We start from the raw sequence: 19569 nt of genomic DNA, 5'->3' as shown, positions 1-19569 counted from the left end.
AGAAAATATTGATTATTTATGTTAAAATATATTCTGTTAATAAAAAGAGAGGTGATTCACCTGAATATAAAGAGACGATTATTTATTTCTAACATCTTAGCACTAGTGGTGCCAATACTTTTAAGCTTTGTTATGTTTGTTGGAATGATGTTTGTTGTTATGGAAGTAACTAAAACTCATGATGAGAAATTATTTGATGGTGATGGGCAACCGTTTTATGATTCAATAAAAAAAATAGATCAGATTATATCTAATCTACCAAAGACTATTGAAGTAGAGCAAATAAAGGCTGTAGTAGATGAATTTAATAGAAAACATAGTGTTTTGAAAGTTTCATTATCAATTTATGAAGGTAAAAAACTATTGTATCCATCTTCTTCATACTTAGATAGTTCAATAATGAATATTGCTTTAGCGCAGAATAATAATCATACTTTTTCTATGGACAATATTGCTATTTATAGAGCTAATGTAGGAAAATATACTATCCTATTGACAGATACAAACTTTAATAATCATGATAATGAGAATTATAAAGATTATCGTAATAGGATAATTAATGAAGGTATAATAATGTTTTTATTCATTATTGTTATAATACTTCTTACAAATAGATTCTTAACAAAGTTTGTATTTAAGAGAATAATTACGCCAATAGAGACTTTGGTTTATGGAGTACATCAGATACGTGATGGAAATTTAGACTATAATATTGAGTATACTGAAAATGACGAGTTTGCAGGAGTTTGCTCTGATTTTAACGAAATGGCACAGAGACTTTCAGACTCAGTAAAGGCAAGACAAAAGGATGAGTCTAATCGTAAAGAATTAATTGCTGGAATTTCTCATGATTTGAGAACACCGCTTACTTCAATAAAAGCATATGTAGAGGGACTTGAGATGGGGGTTGCATCTACTCCAGAGACACAAAAGCATTACTTAGATACAATAAAAAGTAAGTCAAATGACTTAGAGCATATTGTAAATCAGTTATTTTTATTTTCTAAACTAGATATTGGGGAATTCCCATTCTATTTGGAGAAGGTTGATATCGGAAAATATCTATCAGAGATGGTATCAAATTTATCTTATGAGTATAAGAATAAAGGACTTAATATAATGTTAACAGAAAACGTTGAAAGTATTTGTGTAAATGTAGATAAGGTTCAACTTCGAAATGCTTTAATTAATATCTTGGAGAATAGTGTTAAATATAAGGAAAAGTCAGAGGGGGAAATGAAAATTTCCTGTACTAAAGAAAATGATTATATAAAAATTAGGTTAGAAGATAATGGCCCAGGAGTTTCAAGTGATGCAATTGAAAAGTTATTTGATATATTCTATAGAGGAGATTCTTCAAGAAGTAATCCGAGTAAAGGCAGCGGCTTAGGATTATCTATTACAACAAAGATTCTTGAACGTCTAAGTGGATCAATATTAGCAGAAAATGTTACGGATGGCGGATTAGCTATTATTATGAAACTCCCTATAAATAAAAACGTAGGAGGTAACAGAGATGGCCAGAGTTTTAATAATTGAAGATGATAAATCTATAGCAGAAATTGAACGAGACTTTTTGGAGATAAACGGATTTGAAGTTTTTATAGCGACAAATGGAGAAGATGGATTAAAGCAGGCTACTTCTGGGGAATATAATCTAATTCTTCTGGACTTAATGCTTCCAGGTATAGATGGCTATGAAATCTGTAAGAGGATAAGAGGAATTATTGATATTCCAATAATTATGGTAACTGCTAAGATTGAGGATGCTGATAAGATAAGAGGCCTTGGGATAGGAGCTGATGACTATATATCAAAACCTTTTTCTCCAACAGAGCTAGTGGCAAGAGTAAAGTCCAACATTGCTCAATACGAAAGACTTACTGCAGGACAATCCTATAAAAATGAAGAGATTCACGTTGGAAGTATAAGGATAAACCCAAAAACTCATAGAGTATATGTTAATGGAGAAGAGATAGAGTTTAAAAATAAAGAATATGAATTGCTTCTGTACCTTGTCACAAATTCTGATGTTGTCTTCAGCAAAGAGATGTTATATGAAAGAATTTGGGGCATTGACGCTTATGGAGACGTTAAAACCGTTGCGGTTCATATTAATAGATTGAGGGAAAAAATTGAAAAAGATCCTTCAAATCCAACTCATATAGAAACTGTTTGGGGCGCTGGATATAGATTCAAGGTATAGTTGAAAAATTAATATTTAATGAATTTTAATACCAATGGTATAATGACCACTTTTGTGCGAGGCAGAAGTGGTTTTTTATTTTTTATCATAAAGTAAACTTTATTTTCATTTAGAGCTCAGTTTAATTTTAGTTTAACTTTTCGGTATTTGCAGTTTACAATTGCTTGATATAATTATTCAAAAGAAGTTAAATGGAGAAAATTTCAAAATTATAATTTGTAACTAAAGATTTATCAGGTCGAACCGAAATCTATTTTTAAAATTCTCTCACATGGTCTGGTGAGAGAATTTTAAATAACATAAATAGTTAATATAACTATAGGATAGTGACAATAAATAAAAGGAAAACAGTTAAGGAGCTTAAGAATGGAATATACTGGGCGTGAAAAATGGAAAATAAATATCGTAATCAATAGCATTACGTTTTTAGGAATGGCTTTAGTAGGGTTATTTATAATCTATGGTATACAAAAACACTTATTCACTTCTCAGGCTGCCTTAGAAGGTTTTTTGCATAAATTTGGAGTGTTTTCACCAGTGATTTTTATGGTGTTTCAAGCAGTACAAGCCATATTGCCTATTGCACCTGGAGGTATAGGATGCCTAGGTGGAATAATAGCTTTTGGTCCGGTTAAAGGGTTTATTTATAACTATATAGGGATATGCATTGGATCAATTATAGCGTTTCTCATATCTAGAAGATATGGACTTTCTTTTGTTCAAAGTATTGCAAAGAAGAAAACTTTTAATAAGTATGTGAAATGGCTTGAAAAACCAAATTTTGAAAAGTTATTTGCTATAGCTATTTTTATGCCTGTTGCACCAGATGATCTACTGTGTTATTTAGCAGGTGTAAGTAAAATAAACTTGAGAAAATTTGTTGTTATTATAATCTTAGGCAAACCTTTTGCCATTGCTGCCTATAGCTTTGGTCTTAATTTAGTAATGCAATACTTATTGCCATTATTAAAATAGAATAGCAGTCATTTATAAAAGGTTATTATACAAAGTTATTATAATGAGCTAAAAGTTGGAGGAAGTTGTTAATGAAAATATTTTTATTTAAAGGATCTTTAAAAATTGTTGAAAAGAGTGGGGTAGGGAAAGCAATTCATCATCAGCAAAAAGCTATGGAAGAAAATAATATTGCATATACATCAAATAAAAAAGATTATTATGACATAATTCAACTTAATACGATTTTCCCTGATTCTGTGTTTGCTGCGATAATTGCAAAAATAAGAGGCAAGAAAGTGGTATACTATGGACATTCTACCATGGAGGATTTTAAGAATTCCTTTAAAGGGTCTAATTTTTTTGCACCAATTTTTAAAAAGTGGATTATGCTTTGTTATAGCCTAGGGGACGTTATAATAACTCCAACAGAATACTCAAAAAGGTTATTGAGTGCTTATGGTATTAAAAAACCAATATACGCTTTATCAAATGGAATTGATCTTTCTTATTTTAGACCAAGCCCTGAAGGAGCCAAAAGGTTCAGAGAAAAGTATAAGTTGAAACCAAGTGAAAAAGTAGTTATTTCAGTAGGACATTATATAGAACGAAAAGGAATCAGTGATTTTATAAAATTAGCTAAACGTATGCCTCATGTAAATTTTATTTGGTTTGGTTACACAAATTTAAAGCTTGTGCCATCATATATACAAAAAGCTATTGCAGAAGCACCAAAGAACGTAATTTTTCCAGGATATATTTCTGCTGATGAGCTAAGAGATGCTTATAGTGGCAGTGATTTGTTTTTATTTCTCACTCACGAGGAAACAGAAGGCATTGTTTTGCTGGAAGCTTTGGCAATGAAGATTTCAGTGCTGGTGAGAGATATACCAATCTATAGTGATGACTTTTCTGATGGAAAAGAGCTTTATAAAGCATCCACATTAGATGAGTTTCAAGATAAAATAGAAAAAATAATTGATGGATCTTTACCTTCCTTAGAGGATAAGGCCTATGAAATAGTTAAGAAAAAGGATATAAAAGCCATTGGAGATAAGCTACAAGATATTTATGCTTCAATAAATAAATCATACGAGAGTGTAGATCTAAAGTTGTAAATTTCAATAATGAAGTACTAGAGATACAATACTTTACAAAAGATTTAATAAATTCAGCGACTTTTTTTATTAAACGAGTTACAATTGTGTAGTGAATAATTTGTAATAAAGGGTAGGGGGAATTTGGTATGTTAATTAAGAAAATTCAACTATGGGAAGATAATGAACAGGTAAATCTAATTACTTATATTTTGGACAACTCTATGGAGTATCAGACAAATAAAAAGAGACCTTCCATAATTGTATGCCCAGGAGGTGGGTATCTTGGAACTTCTGACAGAGAAGCGGAGCCTATTGCTATGAAATTTGCAACACAAGGCTATAATACTTTTGTGCTTAGATATAATACTTGCTTTAATAAAATGGAAATTGACTTTAGTAATCTTCCTCAGGTGAACGAAAGAGCAGTTTATCCAGGTCCATTATTTGATTTAGCAAAAGCAATGATGGTAATAAAAGAGAATGCAGAAGAGTGGTTTGTAGACAGTGAAAAAATCAGTATATGTGGATTCTCAGCAGGAGCACACTTAGCTGCTAGTATAGGTGTTCATTGGCAAGATGAATTACTAAAAGAAAAATTCAAAGTTAGCAATGAAACATTTAAACCTAATGCAGTAATTTTAGGTTATCCATTGCTAGACTATAATTTGATGAAGGAAGAAGTAGAAGAAATCGGCAATGAATGGGTCAGAGAGTTTTGGAAAGTTTCAAATAAAGCTATATTTGGCAAATCAGAGCTTACAAAAGAAGAACTAGCAGAGCTTAGTCCAACAAATTATGTTACGCCAAATACGCCACCAACTTTTATCTGGCACACTGCAGATGATGGGTTAGTTTATGTATCTAACACATTAAAATTTGCATCTGAATTAACTAAGAATAAAGTGCCGTATGAACTACATATTTTTGAAAATGGAGTTCATGGATTATCATTATGTGATGAAACTACTGCCTCTGAGGCTGCTCATATAAATCAGCATTGTGCACATTGGTTTGATTTAGCTGTAGAGTGGTTAAAAAAACATTAGTACATCAAAGTTAAAAAATAATCACTATTGAAAAGAGTTTAATCTTAATACCGAAAGATTAAGCTCTTTTTTATTCTATTAAGACATTAAAAAGTAATTATAATAAATAATTTAGCTGTTATATTCACGACCTAGTGAAATGAAGGATATAGAAACAAAGTAGGTAAATATAATAGAAAATAAGCTAATTTGGATTTGTAAGTAAATGTTTTCAAGCATATAATTATATTGTCACTATATAGTGACAATATAATTATTTTATTCTTTAGGAAATTATATCTCAATTATATCAGTGGATAATTATGAGAACAGACTTAAGACATAGTATAAGTTAAAGAATAAAAAAAATAATATGTCGCCTGCCAGAATTTCTTCACATACGTTCAGAAAAGGCAGATGCGCAAAAAAAATTTACTAAAGAAAATCGCTTTAGCGAATTTTTTATTATGTTATAAAATTGAAAATTTCATATGAAAAAATGCAAGCAAATTGGGGGTAGAACATGGGCACGTATAAGTTTGCAATTAAGATGCTAAAGACTGATTTAAGGCAGACTATTTCCTATTTATTATCAATAGCTTTTTCTTCATCAGCGTTATTTTATGCCTATAATTTAATGGATGATAGTAAGAATGTACCGGCTGGAAGTACAATTTGGGAAACATTTCAGATGTTGTTATTCTTTTTGACTCTTCTGTTGATGTTTGTAGTATTTTTTACTAATTCTTATTTTATGACTGAAAAATCTAAGGAACTTGCTATCGCAGAATTAAATGGGGTTTGTTCTTATAAGATGATAGGGTTAATAAGTTTTCAAAATATTTTAATTGGACTAGTTGGTAGTGTACTTGGAATAGCTTTTGGAATAGCTACAATGCCAATCTTGTCAGAAGTGTTATTTAAACTTTTAGGAATGAATGTCAGTTCATATCATTATTCTAAAGATAGTTTGGTACTTACTATAATAATAATTGCGTTCATAGTATGTCCGTACTTAATTATTGGAGATTACGCTTTTGTATTCAATAAAGAGATAAAAGATCTAATTTATGGAAAAAGACAGCTTTATACACCAAAAACGAAGAACTTTGGAAATATCGAGGTTCCAGATAATTTGAAAAATATTTTTGGGGGGGATTCTAAGAAAAGAGAAGGTAAGAGATTTCACCTTACTTCTACAATATTATACTTTATTCCATTAACGGCCATATTCTTAAATTCGAAGGCTTTTCATTCACTGTTATTTTTATATATGTTTATTTCAGTGGCAGGAATACAGAGATTATTGCGTTATTATTTTCCAGAAAAGATTATGGAGCTAAAGAGGAATAAGTATTCCAATGATAAAATTAAAATGATTTCTCTTAGCAATCTTCATTACTCATTAAGAAAAGTAAATTTTTTAATTGTGACTTTAGCGGTTTCTACAGTTGTTCTAATATATATGATAGGGATGAATGAAAAAATATATCAAATAAAAGCTGCAGGAATATTTGTGTATATTTGTGCTTTAGTGTCTTTAGGTGTTAGTATTCTATATAAATTTATAATAGAAGCTTCCTATAGAAAACATATATATAGGCAGTTAGGGTTGATTGGATATTATAAAAAGCTTATAAAAAGGATTATAAAAGAAGAAATAATGATGCTTTATGGTATCGCAATAATAATACCATTAGTACATATAATTGTTTACCTATTTAAGTTCGCAACCTTTGGAATTGTAACTGTTCAGCTTGCTATGATTTTATTAGGTTTATTCTTAGGAATATTTCTTCTGATGACTTTGGTTTCTTATTTAATTTATAAGAAATTAGTAATGTAAATTTAAATAGTAAATTTGGAGGTATTGAGATGAAAGAGATAATCACTGTAAAAGATTTAGTTAAGATTTATGGAGGAGAAAGTCAAGTAAAGGCACTAAATGGAGTTAGCTTAACAGTAAATGAAGGAGATTTTATATGTATAATGGGTCCCTCTGGTTCGGGAAAATCAACCTTCTTAAATATATTAGCTAATATAGATAATCCAACAAAAGGGGCAGTGCTTTTCAATGGAGAAAGCATCTATAAGATGTCTGAAAGAAAAGTTGGCGAGTTTAGAAGAGATAATATAGGATATATTTTTCAGGATTTTAACTTAATCGATACGTTGACAATAAGAGAAAATATAAATGTACCATTGGTTTTAGCAAATAAATCAAAAGCTGAGATAAAGGAAAGAGTTGAAAATATAGCAAAGAAACTTAATATTTTTGAGTTTTTAGACAAGTTCCCTGTAGAATGTTCAGGTGGGCAGAGGCAAAGAGCAGCTGCAGCGAGAGCCTTAGTTTCAGAGCCTAAAATGATAGTTGCAGACGAACCAACAGGAAATTTGGATACTAAGAATTCTCATGATATGCTTAAGCTGTTAAAAGAGCGTAATGTTAATGATGGAATTGCTATTGTTATGGTTACTCATGACTCGATGGTGGCAAGCTATGCAAAAAGACTTTTATTTTTAAGAGATGGAAAAATAGATGATTCTATTGATAGAGGGGAATTGACTCAGAAGGAATTTTTCTATAAAATTGTTGATGTTACATCAAAAGAATCACAAGGTTTATTTGATGTAATAGAAGACTAGTAGAAATCTTTTAAAAAATTATTAGCTGCAAATCTAACTTTATAAAGTAAAACTAGTGAAGGTTGTACTTTAATAGGATATAGTTGATTTTTATTATACAGCTAGCTTTTTCATAAGATTCGCGGAAGGAAGATGTTATGAGTGGTATTAGTATCATTACAATAGAAAATAGAAGGCTTTATCCAGTTAAGGCTTATGATACTGAAGAAAATAACGAAATAACACCAATTATAGATGTTGATAGTGTTTATGATTTATTAAATAAAAGGAAAAAAATATTTTTTATATCAAATCAATATGATCAATATGGACGTGAATTAGATAATTTTTATGGTTATATAGGTACAGAAGATATAAAAGCGTTGTTTTATATAAATGAAGAAGAGCTTAATAATAATCTAAGTGCTGTGATGACCTTATCTGAAGCTGCAAAGAAGTGGGGATTTTCTGATGGCTCTACTATTAGAAAAGCTATTGAAAGAGGTAAGTTTGATAAACACGAAATAAAACAAGCTGGAGATATATGGATTACTACCTATGATGCCATGGAAAGAGTATTTGGAAAGATTAAAAATGAAGAAAATGAATTAATCATTTATGATGATTTTGAAAGTAATTTATATAGACTTTTTCTTAAGGATGTGCAAAGAGATTATATAAGAGAAAAGGTACGAGAAAGACATTTGAAAGAAAACGAGCTTTTATACAATGATATTAAAGCAATTTTAAAAAGCGCTTTAGTTACCATAAGAAAAGGCAACAAAGTAATAATAAAGAACAAGCGTAGTAATAAAACCAAGCAAGTCATAAATACGGAAAGAGAGCTTTTTGTATTTATTGAATTGTTCAGTCGAAGAAATTTTATGACAGAACAGCGAAATAATCGGCTTTTAGAAGAGCTTAGGAAAGTATAATATTTAATATTTGAGAAAGGTAGATAATTTAATTATCTACCTTTTTTTTGACTATTAAATGTATCTTACTTGATTTATAGATCATATTTAAATGGTATATCTATAACTCTAGATGAACAACTGTATATGTAAATTTGTATTTTTAAACTCTCCTTTTAATGTTTAACAGGATAAATACAAAATTTTTTAATGGAGTATGTTTATAATAAGTTTTGTAATATAATGGATATATTGAAAAACAACAAGAAATTAAATGATACTTTTATTATCTATTAATTAAATAATACGGGTACAAGGGGTATTAAAATGAAAGGAAATGAGAGCAGAAAAAAATCAAAAAAGAAATACATAATTTTATTATTAGTTATATTAATTCTAGTACTTTCTCCATTTGTACCTAAGATAACTTATAGTATAGATTCAAGGTTAGTTTCTATGGATATGAGACCTATATTTGCAATTAGTAAAGGCGTGGTTAAAGATGGTGGAACCACTGAATATAGAGGACTTGGATATCAAGTTATTAGGTGGAATAGATATGTGGCAGAAGGAACTGAGTATGGGTATGAAATATATAAAGCACCTAATTACAGGGATTTAAATGACGGACCATCTAAAAAGTTGACTATTATTAAAGAAGTAAATAGATGATAGGTTATTTTGTTATCTTTTTTAATGGCGCTCCCAGGTAGTATAATATTCCGTGCTGACAGTGCCATCTGAGTTAGTAATATTACGAATATGTTGACTTCCCCAATAAGAATATACTTTATCGCCATAGGTCATTCTTATAAATACTTGTTCATTAGCTTTAGATAGTTGATTCTTTATATCTTCATCTGTTGTGATAAATTCATTAGTTGAATTAAAAATGTCGCTTAGCTCTTCAGGTTTTGGAGAGCTTTTTAGTTTATAATCAATATTTAGACTGGCGTTTTGATTGTAAATATCAACTTTTTTTATAATAGTATTAGATACTTTAATTTGATCCTTGAACTCAACTGTACTTTTATTATTGATATGGTCTGGTCTATTTGACAATAAACCTATGAATATAAAAGTACATGAAAAGAAGGCAAAAATCAGGCATAATATTATTACAACTAGCAATGATTTTTCAAAAACAAACCAAGTATATTTTCCTAGTTTATTCATTTGAACCTCCTAAGAAATTGTTATTCAAATTTCTAAAACTTGATATAAATATGAAACATTTCAATTTAAAAACTATTCTAGTTACTGTGAGAAGAATTTGAAAATTATTAACAGTAAGCGGGCTATTTGTAAGATATTGTATTTATAGGATATATCATAAAGTAGTGTATATCAAGTTATATGGCGAAAGAAAAAGTTTACAAAAATTATTTATAATCCTTGTTTTTTATTTTTTTATGTACTATAATTAAGTTAACAAAATAAAGAACGGGACATGTGACTGGTAATGCAGGCAGGATCCATAAAGATGATAGCTTTTTTGTCGTCTTTAGGGGTCTTTTTTTGTTAGTTATTGTTTTGGCCAAAATGTAAACTATTAAAAATTTTAGAGAAGGAGAATTTAAAATGGATTACAAACAAACAGCAACTGACATTTTAAAACTTGTTGGTGGTGAGAATAATGTGTCTCACTTAGAGCATTGCTCAACAAGATTACGTTTTACACTTGCAGACGACAGTAAGGTAAATACAGAAGAACTTAATAAGGTTCGTGGAGTTTTAGGAGTAGTAATGGCTGCTCAGTGCCAAGTAATTATAGGAAATAATGTTATTGAGGTTTATGATGAATTAGTTAAGCTTGGCAAGTTCGGAGGGCAGGGTAGCAGTATAGTACCAAAAGGTAAGAAAAAAATTGGAGCTGTAGTTTTAGATTTTATAGTTAGTGTATTTCAGCCACTAATACCGGCAATAGCAGGTGCTGGTATATTAAAATCCTTATTGCTTTTATTAAATATGTTTAAGCTTATAGATAAAACAGGGCAGACTTACCTTATTTTAAGTTATATCGGAGATGCAGTATTTTACTTCTTGCCAATAATGGTTGCAATAACTACAGCAACAAAATTAAATGTGAATAAATTAGTTGCTGTTGCAGCAATGGGAACTTTATTATTTCCAAATATGACTACACTTTTAGGTAAGGGAGCATCATTTTTATCTTTGCCTATAACTAATGTTGCATATGCATCACAGGTATTCCCAGCAATACTTGGTATCTTGTTCTATGCCTATATGGAAAGGTTGTTTACCAAGATTTCACCAAAACCTATTCGTATTTTCTTTGTACCAATGATGTCTCTGCTTTTAACAGTTCCGATGACCTTATTACTTTTAGGACCAATTGGATTTAAGGTTGGAACAGTTTTAACAGCTGTTATCTTATTCATATTTAACAAATTTGGTTGGATTGCTGTAGGGCTTGTTGCAGCTATACTTCCATTCATGATTGCAACTGGCATGCATAAAGCTTTAGTTCCATATGCAATATCTTCTATAACAGGAATGGGAAAAGAACTATTATACTTACCAGCATCTTTAGCTCACAATATTTCTGAAAGCGGAGCTAGTTTTGCAGTAGCAATTCGTACTAAGGACAGTGAGCTTAAATCCACTGCTGTATCTGCAGGTATATCTGCTTTGTTTGGTATCACAGAACCAGCGCTTTACGGTGTGACGCTTCAAAGAAAACGTGTACTAGCAAGTGTAGTAATCTCAAGTTTAATAGGTGGTTTATTTGTAGGTATATTTGGAGTTGCTGCATTTGTAGCTGTAGGTCCTGGACTTGCAAGTATGCCAATGTATATTGATGAAAATAATAGCAAGAATCTTATATTTGCAATTGCTGGTTTTGCAGTTTCTTTCGTATCATCTTTTGTGATAACGTTTATTTCATGGAAGGAAGACAAAAACGAAGCTGATGATTCTAACGTTTCAGAAGTGAAGGTTGATAATAAAAGAACATTTCAAAATGCTAACTCAAACGAAAATATAAGTAGTACAATTAATATAAAACAACCAATCATGGGAGAGGTTGTATCTCTTACAGAAGTTAAAGACGACGTTTTTTCTAAGAAGATTTTAGGTGAGGGTATTGCAATTGACCCTACAGAAGGAAACTTATATGCTCCTTGTGATGGGGAAGTTGTAATGCTATTTGACACAAAGCACACCTTGGCTTTAAGAGCTGATAATGGTGCAGAGGTTCTTCTCCATATTGGAATTGATACAGTTCAACTTAATGGTAAGTTTTTTGAACCAAAAGTTAAAGTTGGAGATAGAGTAAGCACAGGCGATTTGCTAATGAAGTTCGAACTTAAAGAAATAAAGTCAGCAGGATATGACACTGTAATTCCAGTTATTATAACTAACAGTGATAAGTATCTAGTGGATAAAGATTTAGATTCAAAAGAAAAGAATGAAAATACTATTTTGAAAGTATCAAAATTGGAGGTATAGACATGAGAGATTTATTTCCTAAGGATTTTTACTGGGGGGGGGCCGTGGCAGCAAATCAATGTGAAGGTGCGTATTTAGAAGATGGTAAAGGTGAAAGTACTCAAGATCATGTAAGCGCAGCGGCTTTTAATAAAACAAGACAGGTATACAAGAATATTGAAAAGGGTGTATATTTTCCTTCTCATGAAGGCATAGATTTTTATCATAATTATAAGGAAGATATTAAACTGTTCGCTGAAATGGGCTTTAAGATGTTTCGTTTCTCTATAGCTTGGTCAAGGATATTTCCAACAGGCATAGAAGATAGTCCTAATGAAGCAGGTTTAAAGTTTTACGATGATGTATTTGCGGAATTAAAGAAATATAATATTGAACCACTTGTAACAATTTCTCACTATGAATCCCCATTCTATTTAACTAAGAAGTATAATGGATGGTATGGAAGAGAAGTGATTGAGCATTTCGTAAGATATTGTGAAGTTCTATTTAATAGATATAAGAATGATGTTAAGTATTGGATTACCTTTAATGAAATCAATTGTTTAACCTTGGATATAAAAGCTTTCCAAGGTGGCGCAATACTATACAATGAAAAAGGTGAAGATGTACAACCAAAGGAAATTCCTGAATATATGAGATACCAAGCTCTTCATCATCAATTTGTAGCTAGTGCTAAGGTTGTAAAACTGGCTCATGAAATAAACCCAGATTTTAAAGTAGGTTGTATGCTTGCATATATATGCCAATATCCATTGACTTGTAAGCCAGAAGATATGATGCTTGCAAATGAAGCAATGCAGCTAAGAAATTACTTATGTGGAGATGTACATGTAAGAGGATATTATCCATCCTTCGCTAAAGCTTATTATAAAAAACATGGTATTAATATAAGTATGGAAGAGGGCGACGAGAAAGTTCTAAGAGAAGGAACAGTGGATTTTTGTGCCTTCAGTTATTACCAAAGCATTTGCGTAAGTACAAATCCAGATGAAGAAAGAATTCAAGGAAATATCTTAGATGGGATAAAGAATCCGTATGTTGAAGCTAGTGATTGGGGATGGCAAATTGACCCAGTAGGATTAAGATGGAGCTTGCATCAGTTATATGATAGATATCAAATACCACTAATAATCGCGGAAAATGGACTAGGTGCAAATGATATTTTAGAAGAAGACGGCACAATAAAAGATCCATATCGTATAGATTATTTACGTTCTCATATCAAAGAAATGGGAAAAGCAATCTCTGAAGGTGTTGATATAATAGCCTACACTTGGTGGGGACCTATAGATGTAGTTTCTCTAGGTACTGGTGAGATGAAAAAGCGTTATGGATTTATATATGTAGATCGTGACAATGAGGGAAAGGGAACTTTAAAGAGATATAAGAAACAATCCTTTGAATGGTACAAAAAAGTCATTGCAAGTAACGGAAATGATTTAGATTAAAAAGTATTGGGGGAGTTGCGTTGTATACAATCGAGAAAGTATTAAATTCAAGTATAGTTCTTGCACAGGATGAGAAAGGTAAAAACTTTATTCTGCTTGGAAAAGGTATAGGTTACGGCAAAAAAACTGGAATGATAATTGAAAAGCAGAACGTTGAGCAGATTTTTATACCTGTGGACAACAATGAACTGGAGAAAGTCAGCTACTTGATGAACGCAGTTCCTCCAGAACTTATAGAAGTAACACAGGACATAATAACTTACGCTAAGAATGTATTAAATGTTAAATTCAAAGACAGCCTTTACTTTATATTAGCAGATCATTTGAATTTTTCTATAAAAAGATTCATTGAAAATATAAACATAACAAACAGAGTATTTTGGGAAATTAAAAACTTCTATTCTAAGGAGTTTGCAGTGGGACTTTATGCTGTTAAGCTTATGAATACAAAGTTTGGAATATCTCTTGCAGAAGAAGAGGCTGCAAATATAGCTTTTCACCTTGTGAATGCTCAAGATGAAAAGGATGAATCCATGGACACCATGAAAGCGGCTAAATTAGTTGGAATTATAGTTAATATAGTGAGATATTCAATTAAAGGTGAATTTGATACAGAAAGTATTCATTATTCAAGATTTATCACTCATATCAAATACTTTGTTGAGAGATATTTTGCAAATAGACTTCTAAATGAAACAGATGATATCTTATATAATCAAGTAAGCAGCAAATATAAAGAAGCCTTTGAGTGTTCACTTAAGATTGATGATTATTTTTATGAAAAATATCAAACTCATCTTCCTCATGAAGAATTGGCTTACTTAATTGTTCATATTCAGAGGCTTATAATGAAAGCTTAAAAGGCAGTAGAATTCAACTTAAAAAAGATATGGATTAAATATAGATCACACATAAATATGTATTATAAAATGTTATTGATTAAGTGGCGTTTTATAAATACCTATATATGTGTGATTTTTTTACGTATAAAAAAATAAGGTTATTTTCGAGTCTGCTAGGATTATTTTTAAACTTTTTGTTAATTCACATTCTTTTGAAAAGGTTCAGGTAATTATGGGTATAATTTGAAATAGTGAAGATTATTTTGTATAATGATTTTGAAAATAGATTGATAAAAAATTAGGCTATATGTATATCGAAAAAGATAGCATTGTTTTAATATACAAAATCATGGAGATATATAATCATAACCCTTAAAGAACTGGAATGCAAAAGGAGAATGAAATGAGAAAAAAAGTAATTTTAATAAGTGGAACTTTAATACTTCTAATTAGTATTTTTGTAGGATACAGGTTAGTTAAATACTATTCCACTGATAACTATACAATTTCAGAGGATGGCAATACCATAATCAGTAAGAGTGGGCAGAAATATGTACACGATAATAGCGAGTTATGGCTAGAGGCTATAGCAACGGACAAACAGATAGGTAAAGTAAATGATTCAGGATCAGTATATTCACTAAAAGATCAGCCTAATTTAGATTGGATTGCAGTGAACATAACCGATGAAATGTCAATAACTCAGATTTATCATAAGAAAGAGATTAATGATTTTTCTATAGGTAATAAGAATATTAAGCAGATTAGATTAATTGAAAATAAAGGCTTAAAGCAAGCGATTGGAAGATCAGTAGCTACCACAGAAGATAAAAATATACTTCAGGAACTTAGTGACAGCTTCAGCAAAGCTAAAACTAAACAACAGATTACTTCTAAGAATATAATGTCTCTGCAACTGCTTTTTGATGATTATAAAGGAATCTCCTATGATATAAATGTAGCAATTTCTGATGATAAGCAGGTGTATTTATCAGATATAAATGAAGACAATGTGGTTAAAGCAGGTCCTTTAGTGACTAATTGGGTTTTAGAGAAATCCTCTAATTAAGTTTTTTATGTGATAGAATTCATTAAAACCTGAATTTTAGGCGTAACTTTTTAAATTGTTATAAATTTTTCTAGTTAAAATTATCTATATATGAATTAAATTTTTTACTTGCAAGATTTTCTTAGTGTACATTAAGAAAGGATGATATGTAAAATATTGCCAATAGGATCGCTTAGGCGATTTTTTTTTTCTTATAAAACTAAAACCGTTTTGCCGATTTTATAGTCTAATTGATGTAAAATATAAATTACGCGTAGTTTAAGATTTAAGGAGCATAAATATGATTACAGAAGAACAGGTCAAATCAGCAATAAATGGCAATGAGAAAGCCTTTGAAGACCTTATGAATTTATGTAAGGAAAGTCTCTATAGGACATCCTTTGCATATACAAAAAATGAGCATGATGCATTAGATGTACTTCAAGATACTGTATACAAGGCTTATATATCTATAGATAAATTAAAAAATCCTAAATATTTTAAGACTTGGATTACAAAGATACTTATAAATAATGCTATTGATTTTATAAATAAAGAAAAGAAAATCATATCCATAGTTGATAATATTAAAGTTAGTTCAAGTAATAGTGAAGCTAATAGAATAGATGAAAAGTTAGATATTTTAAGTTCAATAGACAGGCTTGAAGAGAAGCATAAAAGAGTAATAATATTAAAATATTTTCAGGACCTAACCATAACTGAAATTGCAGAGGTTATGAGCTGTCCTGTAGGTACTGTAAAGACTTATCTAAATAAAGCCCTAGGAAAACTTAGAATATCTATGGGGAAGGAGATAATATAGTATGGAAAACTTAGATGATATAAAAGATTATATTGACATTCCAAAAGATATAGATTTAGCTATTAAAAAAGGTATTGAAATAGGAAGAGAAGAAAAGAAGAAAAATGGTAGTAAGATAAATTTAAATAAGGATAGAAAGAAATTTAAGAAAACAGCGATAATTGCAGCGGCAGGGATAATTGGGATTATCTCAGTAGTGGGGGTAATTAACCCAAATGTAGTAAAAGCAATACCAGGGGTTCAGTCAATTTTTAAACTTATAGATTATAATCAAAATGGAGAAACGCTGAGTAAATATGAAAAATTTTCAACTAGTGTAAATAAGACTGTAGAGAAAAATGGGATCAAGGTAACTATAAATGAAATTACTATAGATGATAATTCTTTAGCTATAACTTCAACAGTTGATGGCAAGAATCTTAGTGAGAATACAACAGAAATGGGAGAAATAAATTTAAATGGACAAATGGTTAAAAGCTGGGGAAGCAAGAATAAGAAGATAAATGAGAATCAGATAGCGGTTGTAACTTACGCCAATGTATCCGATATTAATTTGTCTGATAGCATTGAGGTAGAAATGAATACCGTATGGATTTCAGATGTAAAAGGTCCTTGGAATTTTAAGTTTACTGTTCCTAAGGCTGATAAACAAAGTAATTCGAAGATTATAACTCTAGATAAAAACATTAAAATACCTAATAGTACTTTAAAGCTTGATAAACTTGTGATAAGTCCACTGGGAAATACAATAAATTATTCAGGTATTTACGATAAAGAAAATCCAAGTATGCGTGATGGAATATATAGTTTTTTAGTTTTGGACGATAAGGGAAGGACTCTTCAGTCTAAAAGCTCAGGTTCCAGTTCTAATAAGATTAAATACGAAGGTAAAATACAAATAGATGATGATTTATATAACGTTAAATCAATAACTGTAGTACCAATATTCAAATACTGGGGCACTAACTATAAGAAAATTGAAGATTTGAATTGTGAAATACTTCAAACTACAATAAATAGCGAAAACTTTGATCTGCCTCAAGAAGAAGTAACAAAGACTAGGCCTGTAACTGCAGAAGAAAAATCAAAAGGCTATGCTTTAGATGATGTAATTCATACCTATAATATGGACAAAGCAAGAGGGTTTGTATATTTAGATAAATTAATTAATCAAAAAATAAAAGTTGGGAAAAATATCACAGCTACTATTAAAAATATTGAAGCTACAGATAAATATACAAAGCTTACCTTTAAGTTTGATGGTAATGGATTATATAGTCCTCAAAACATCGATATGGCAGTGATTTTAGATGAGAACTATAATGATATTGAGAGAGCAGAAGATGGTGAATTAGCTGTGCAGGAAGATATAAAGGATAGAATTGTATCTATAAAGCTTCATCCTATTGATAAAACTAAGAAATATAAGATAGCTCTTCCTACAGTTAATGAACCTGAAATTCTGGATCAGTATAAAATTAAAATTGATTTGGCAAATTAGCTTGATTATTTATAGGGGATATTTTTAGTTTAAGGAATTTAAATGATTTAAAATAGCTAATTGAAAGTAAGGTGGAAATTTTCTGCCTTATTGAAAAACCTTAAAATAGAAACAAAGCAAAGAGCCGCCACAAATTAAACTAAGTTTCAGTTGTGCAATTAAATCATAGTAGGATTTGAATTAATTAGAAAAAAGTAATTTATAAAAGTGAAAACCCAGTGAGGAGGGTACTCCTTCACTGGGTTTTCGTTTTTGTTGAGAGATTTATATTAAAAAATTTGGGGCTTTTAAATAGTACATAACTTTCTTAAAGATTGTAGTCATGTATATATAGGAAACATTTCATATTTAAACATTCTATTGTAATTAAAAACTATTTAGTAGTTTTTATCTTAGTTTCTACAGACATTCCAGGGATAACAGTTTTTCCGTTAGAATCTAAAGAAATTTTTACTGGAACTCTTTGGCTAACCTTTGTAAAGTTACCTGATGCATTTTCAGTGCTGAAAAGGCTAAATGTAGAAGAAGTTGCTAGACCAGTTTCTTTAACAGTACCAGTAAATGTAACTCCTGGGTAAGCATCAACTGTCATAGTTACTTTTTCATTAGCGCTTATACGTTCTAAATCACTTTCTAATACATTAGCAGTAACTTGAAGTTTTCCTAAATCAACTACTGATATTGCAGCTTGACCAGCAGCTATCATATCACCTTCATGGATATTAACTTGAACAACTGTACCGTCTTGTGCAGCTTTAACTTCAGAATTTTCGAAGTTTAATTTAGCTAAATCATAGGAAGCTTGTGCAGCTCTAACTTGAGCTTCAACTATAGCAACATCTTTATCAGAAGCCCCTGAGTTTGTAAGGCTTAACTTACTGTTTGCACCTTCTAGTCCTGCTTTAGCAGCAGAAATTTGAGCATCTATAGCTTTAATTTGTCCTTGAAGCTGGCTTATTTGATTTTCAAGTTGAGTTTTGCTTGAGAATAATTGTTCAACTGCTTGAGCTTTTACTGTGTATTGAGCTTCAGTTAATGTGTTCTTTGCTCTTGCGGCATCTAATTGCTTCATTGCATATCCTGCATCGTAAGCTCCAGTAGATGGATCTTTGAAGCTATCCATTTGAGATACTAACTTATTGTACTCTGATTGAAGAGTATTTAATGTACTTTGTAAGTTTGACTTTGATGTATTAGCTCCATTTAATGATGCAGAAGCTTGGTCAACCATTGATTGAGCACCAGCAACTTCTTGAGCTCTTGCTCCACTTTCAACCTTTGTAAGTTGTGCCTTTGCGACATCAAGAGCAGCTTGAGCTTGATTTAATTGATATTGAAGTTGATCAGCTTCAATTGTAAATAATACATCACCTTTTTTAACAGTAGCTCCAACTGAGGTATTTATCTTTAATACTTTACCAGGAAGTTTTGAACCTACATTTAGTATATCTCCAGTTATTTTAGCATCGTCTGTGCTAACATAGTTCTTTTGGTCAACATAATATTTTACTCCGAAACCGCCAAGTGCAACTACAAGTACTGCTCCAACTGCTATGATTATTTTACCTTTAGATTTATTTGATTTTACTGACTTTTCCATAGTTATCCTCCT

At 30.5% G+C, this 19569-nt stretch carries 17 protein-coding genes; 15 read left to right on the top strand and 2 right to left on the bottom strand.

Going from position 1 to position 19569, the window contains the following annotated elements:
* Positions 1-51: 51 nt before the first annotated feature.
* The 9 genes from J3477_RS02420 to J3477_RS02380 all read left to right on the top strand — a co-directional run bounded on the left by J3477_RS02420 (position 52) and on the right by J3477_RS02380 (position 9496).
* Positions 52-1539: a sensor histidine kinase gene (locus tag J3477_RS02420; protein WP_228731188.1), complete on the top strand. Its 1488-nt coding sequence runs from the start codon at positions 52-54 to the stop codon at positions 1537-1539.
* On the top strand, positions 1517-2206 hold the full coding sequence (locus J3477_RS02415) for a response regulator transcription factor (protein WP_206867958.1): 690 nt from the start codon (positions 1517-1519) through the stop codon (positions 2204-2206). The genes J3477_RS02420 and J3477_RS02415 overlap by 23 nt, the downstream gene beginning before the upstream one ends.
* Before the next feature lie 366 nt (positions 2207-2572).
* Positions 2573-3181, top strand: a complete 609-nt coding sequence (locus tag J3477_RS02410; RefSeq protein ID WP_206867957.1) for a TVP38/TMEM64 family protein — start codon at positions 2573-2575, stop codon at positions 3179-3181.
* 71 nt (positions 3182-3252) lie between these two features.
* Entirely contained in the window at positions 3253-4278 is a 1026-nt protein-coding gene (locus tag J3477_RS02405; protein WP_206867956.1) for an LTA glycolipid anchor biosynthesis glycosyltransferase, IagA/BgsA family, read from the top strand.
* Between the two features lie 128 nt (positions 4279-4406).
* A complete protein-coding gene (locus J3477_RS02400; protein ID WP_206867955.1) occupies positions 4407-5306 on the top strand; it encodes an alpha/beta hydrolase in 900 nt (299 codons plus the stop codon).
* A gap of 502 nt (positions 5307-5808) precedes the next feature.
* Positions 5809-7131 (top strand): FtsX-like permease family protein, encoded by a 1323-nt coding sequence (locus J3477_RS02395; RefSeq protein WP_206867954.1) that lies wholly within the window; start codon positions 5809-5811, stop codon positions 7129-7131.
* 29 nt (positions 7132-7160) lie between these two features.
* The gene (locus J3477_RS02390) at positions 7161-7931 is read left to right on the top strand and encodes an ABC transporter ATP-binding protein (protein ID WP_206867953.1); all 771 of its coding nucleotides are present in this window, start codon (positions 7161-7163) and stop codon (positions 7929-7931) included.
* Positions 7932-8068: 137 nt separating this feature from the next.
* Entirely contained in the window at positions 8069-8845 is a 777-nt protein-coding gene (locus J3477_RS02385; RefSeq protein WP_206867952.1) for a helix-turn-helix domain-containing protein, read from the top strand.
* 306 nt (positions 8846-9151) lie between these two features.
* A complete protein-coding gene (locus tag J3477_RS02380) occupies positions 9152-9496 on the top strand; it encodes a hypothetical protein (protein ID WP_206867951.1) in 345 nt (114 codons plus the stop codon).
* Positions 9497-9517: 21 nt separating this feature from the next.
* Here the strand turns inward: J3477_RS02380 and J3477_RS02375 are convergent, their stop codons facing one another.
* Positions 9518-10000: a hypothetical protein gene (locus tag J3477_RS02375; protein ID WP_206867950.1), complete on the bottom strand. Its 483-nt coding sequence runs from the start codon at positions 9998-10000 to the stop codon at positions 9518-9520.
* 405 nt (positions 10001-10405) lie between these two features.
* Here J3477_RS02375 and J3477_RS02370 point away from each other — a divergent pair, with 405 nt between their 5' ends.
* From J3477_RS02370 to J3477_RS02345, 6 genes are all read left to right on the top strand, one after another.
* A complete protein-coding gene (locus tag J3477_RS02370; protein WP_206867949.1) occupies positions 10406-12295 on the top strand; it encodes a beta-glucoside-specific PTS transporter subunit IIABC in 1890 nt (629 codons plus the stop codon).
* 2 nt (positions 12296-12297) lie between these two features.
* On the top strand, positions 12298-13743 hold the full coding sequence (locus J3477_RS02365; protein ID WP_206867948.1) for a glycoside hydrolase family 1 protein: 1446 nt from the start codon (positions 12298-12300) through the stop codon (positions 13741-13743).
* 20 nt (positions 13744-13763) lie between these two features.
* Positions 13764-14603: a PRD domain-containing protein gene (locus tag J3477_RS02360; protein ID WP_228731187.1), complete on the top strand. Its 840-nt coding sequence runs from the start codon at positions 13764-13766 to the stop codon at positions 14601-14603.
* A gap of 385 nt (positions 14604-14988) precedes the next feature.
* Entirely contained in the window at positions 14989-15654 is a 666-nt protein-coding gene (locus J3477_RS02355) for a hypothetical protein (protein WP_206867947.1), read from the top strand.
* Between the two features lie 280 nt (positions 15655-15934).
* The gene (locus tag J3477_RS02350) at positions 15935-16456 is read left to right on the top strand and encodes a sigma-70 family RNA polymerase sigma factor (RefSeq protein WP_206867946.1); all 522 of its coding nucleotides are present in this window, start codon (positions 15935-15937) and stop codon (positions 16454-16456) included.
* A 1-nt stretch (position 16457) separates the two neighbouring features.
* Positions 16458-17957: a DUF4179 domain-containing protein gene (locus J3477_RS02345; RefSeq protein WP_206867945.1), complete on the top strand. Its 1500-nt coding sequence runs from the start codon at positions 16458-16460 to the stop codon at positions 17955-17957.
* Positions 17958-18330: 373 nt separating this feature from the next.
* Here the strand turns inward: J3477_RS02345 and J3477_RS02340 are convergent, their stop codons facing one another.
* Positions 18331-19557, bottom strand: a complete 1227-nt coding sequence (locus tag J3477_RS02340; RefSeq protein WP_206867944.1) for an HlyD family secretion protein — start codon at positions 19555-19557, stop codon at positions 18331-18333.
* Positions 19558-19569 lie beyond the last annotated feature (12 nt).

It is taken from the genome of Clostridium zeae (assembly GCF_017312485.1).
GTDB classification, from domain to species: Bacteria; Bacillota; Clostridia; order Clostridiales; family Clostridiaceae; genus Clostridium_AR; species Clostridium_AR zeae.
This window is presented reverse-complemented; position numbering and strand designations above follow the sequence as displayed.

Excerpts from the sequence above, each read along its gene's own strand:
- J3477_RS02380 (WP_206867951.1), top strand. The coding sequence starts at position 9,152 with ATGAAAGGAAATGAGAGCAGAAAAAAATCAAAAAAGAAATACATAATT.
- J3477_RS02405 (WP_206867956.1), top strand. The coding sequence starts at position 3,253 with ATGAAAATATTTTTATTTAAAGGATCTTTAAAAATTGTTGAAAAGAGT.
- J3477_RS02375 (WP_206867950.1), bottom strand. The coding sequence starts at position 10,000 with ATGAATAAACTAGGAAAATATACTTGGTTTGTTTTTGAAAAATCATTG.
- J3477_RS02365 (WP_206867948.1), top strand. The coding sequence starts at position 12,298 with ATGAGAGATTTATTTCCTAAGGATTTTTACTGGGGGGGGGCCGTGGCA.
- J3477_RS02390 (WP_206867953.1), top strand. The coding sequence starts at position 7,161 with ATGAAAGAGATAATCACTGTAAAAGATTTAGTTAAGATTTATGGAGGA.
- J3477_RS02350 (WP_206867946.1), top strand. The coding sequence starts at position 15,935 with ATGATTACAGAAGAACAGGTCAAATCAGCAATAAATGGCAATGAGAAA.
- J3477_RS02355 (WP_206867947.1), top strand. The coding sequence starts at position 14,989 with ATGAGAAAAAAAGTAATTTTAATAAGTGGAACTTTAATACTTCTAATT.
- J3477_RS02395 (WP_206867954.1), top strand. The coding sequence starts at position 5,809 with ATGGGCACGTATAAGTTTGCAATTAAGATGCTAAAGACTGATTTAAGG.
- J3477_RS02385 (WP_206867952.1), top strand. The coding sequence starts at position 8,069 with ATGAGTGGTATTAGTATCATTACAATAGAAAATAGAAGGCTTTATCCA.
- J3477_RS02345 (WP_206867945.1), top strand. The coding sequence starts at position 16,458 with ATGGAAAACTTAGATGATATAAAAGATTATATTGACATTCCAAAAGAT.
- J3477_RS02415 (WP_206867958.1), top strand. The coding sequence starts at position 1,517 with ATGGCCAGAGTTTTAATAATTGAAGATGATAAATCTATAGCAGAAATT.
- J3477_RS02410 (WP_206867957.1), top strand. The coding sequence starts at position 2,573 with ATGGAATATACTGGGCGTGAAAAATGGAAAATAAATATCGTAATCAAT.
- J3477_RS02370 (WP_206867949.1), top strand. The coding sequence starts at position 10,406 with ATGGATTACAAACAAACAGCAACTGACATTTTAAAACTTGTTGGTGGT.
- J3477_RS02340 (WP_206867944.1), bottom strand. The coding sequence starts at position 19,557 with ATGGAAAAGTCAGTAAAATCAAATAAATCTAAAGGTAAAATAATCATA.
- J3477_RS02400 (WP_206867955.1), top strand. The coding sequence starts at position 4,407 with ATGTTAATTAAGAAAATTCAACTATGGGAAGATAATGAACAGGTAAAT.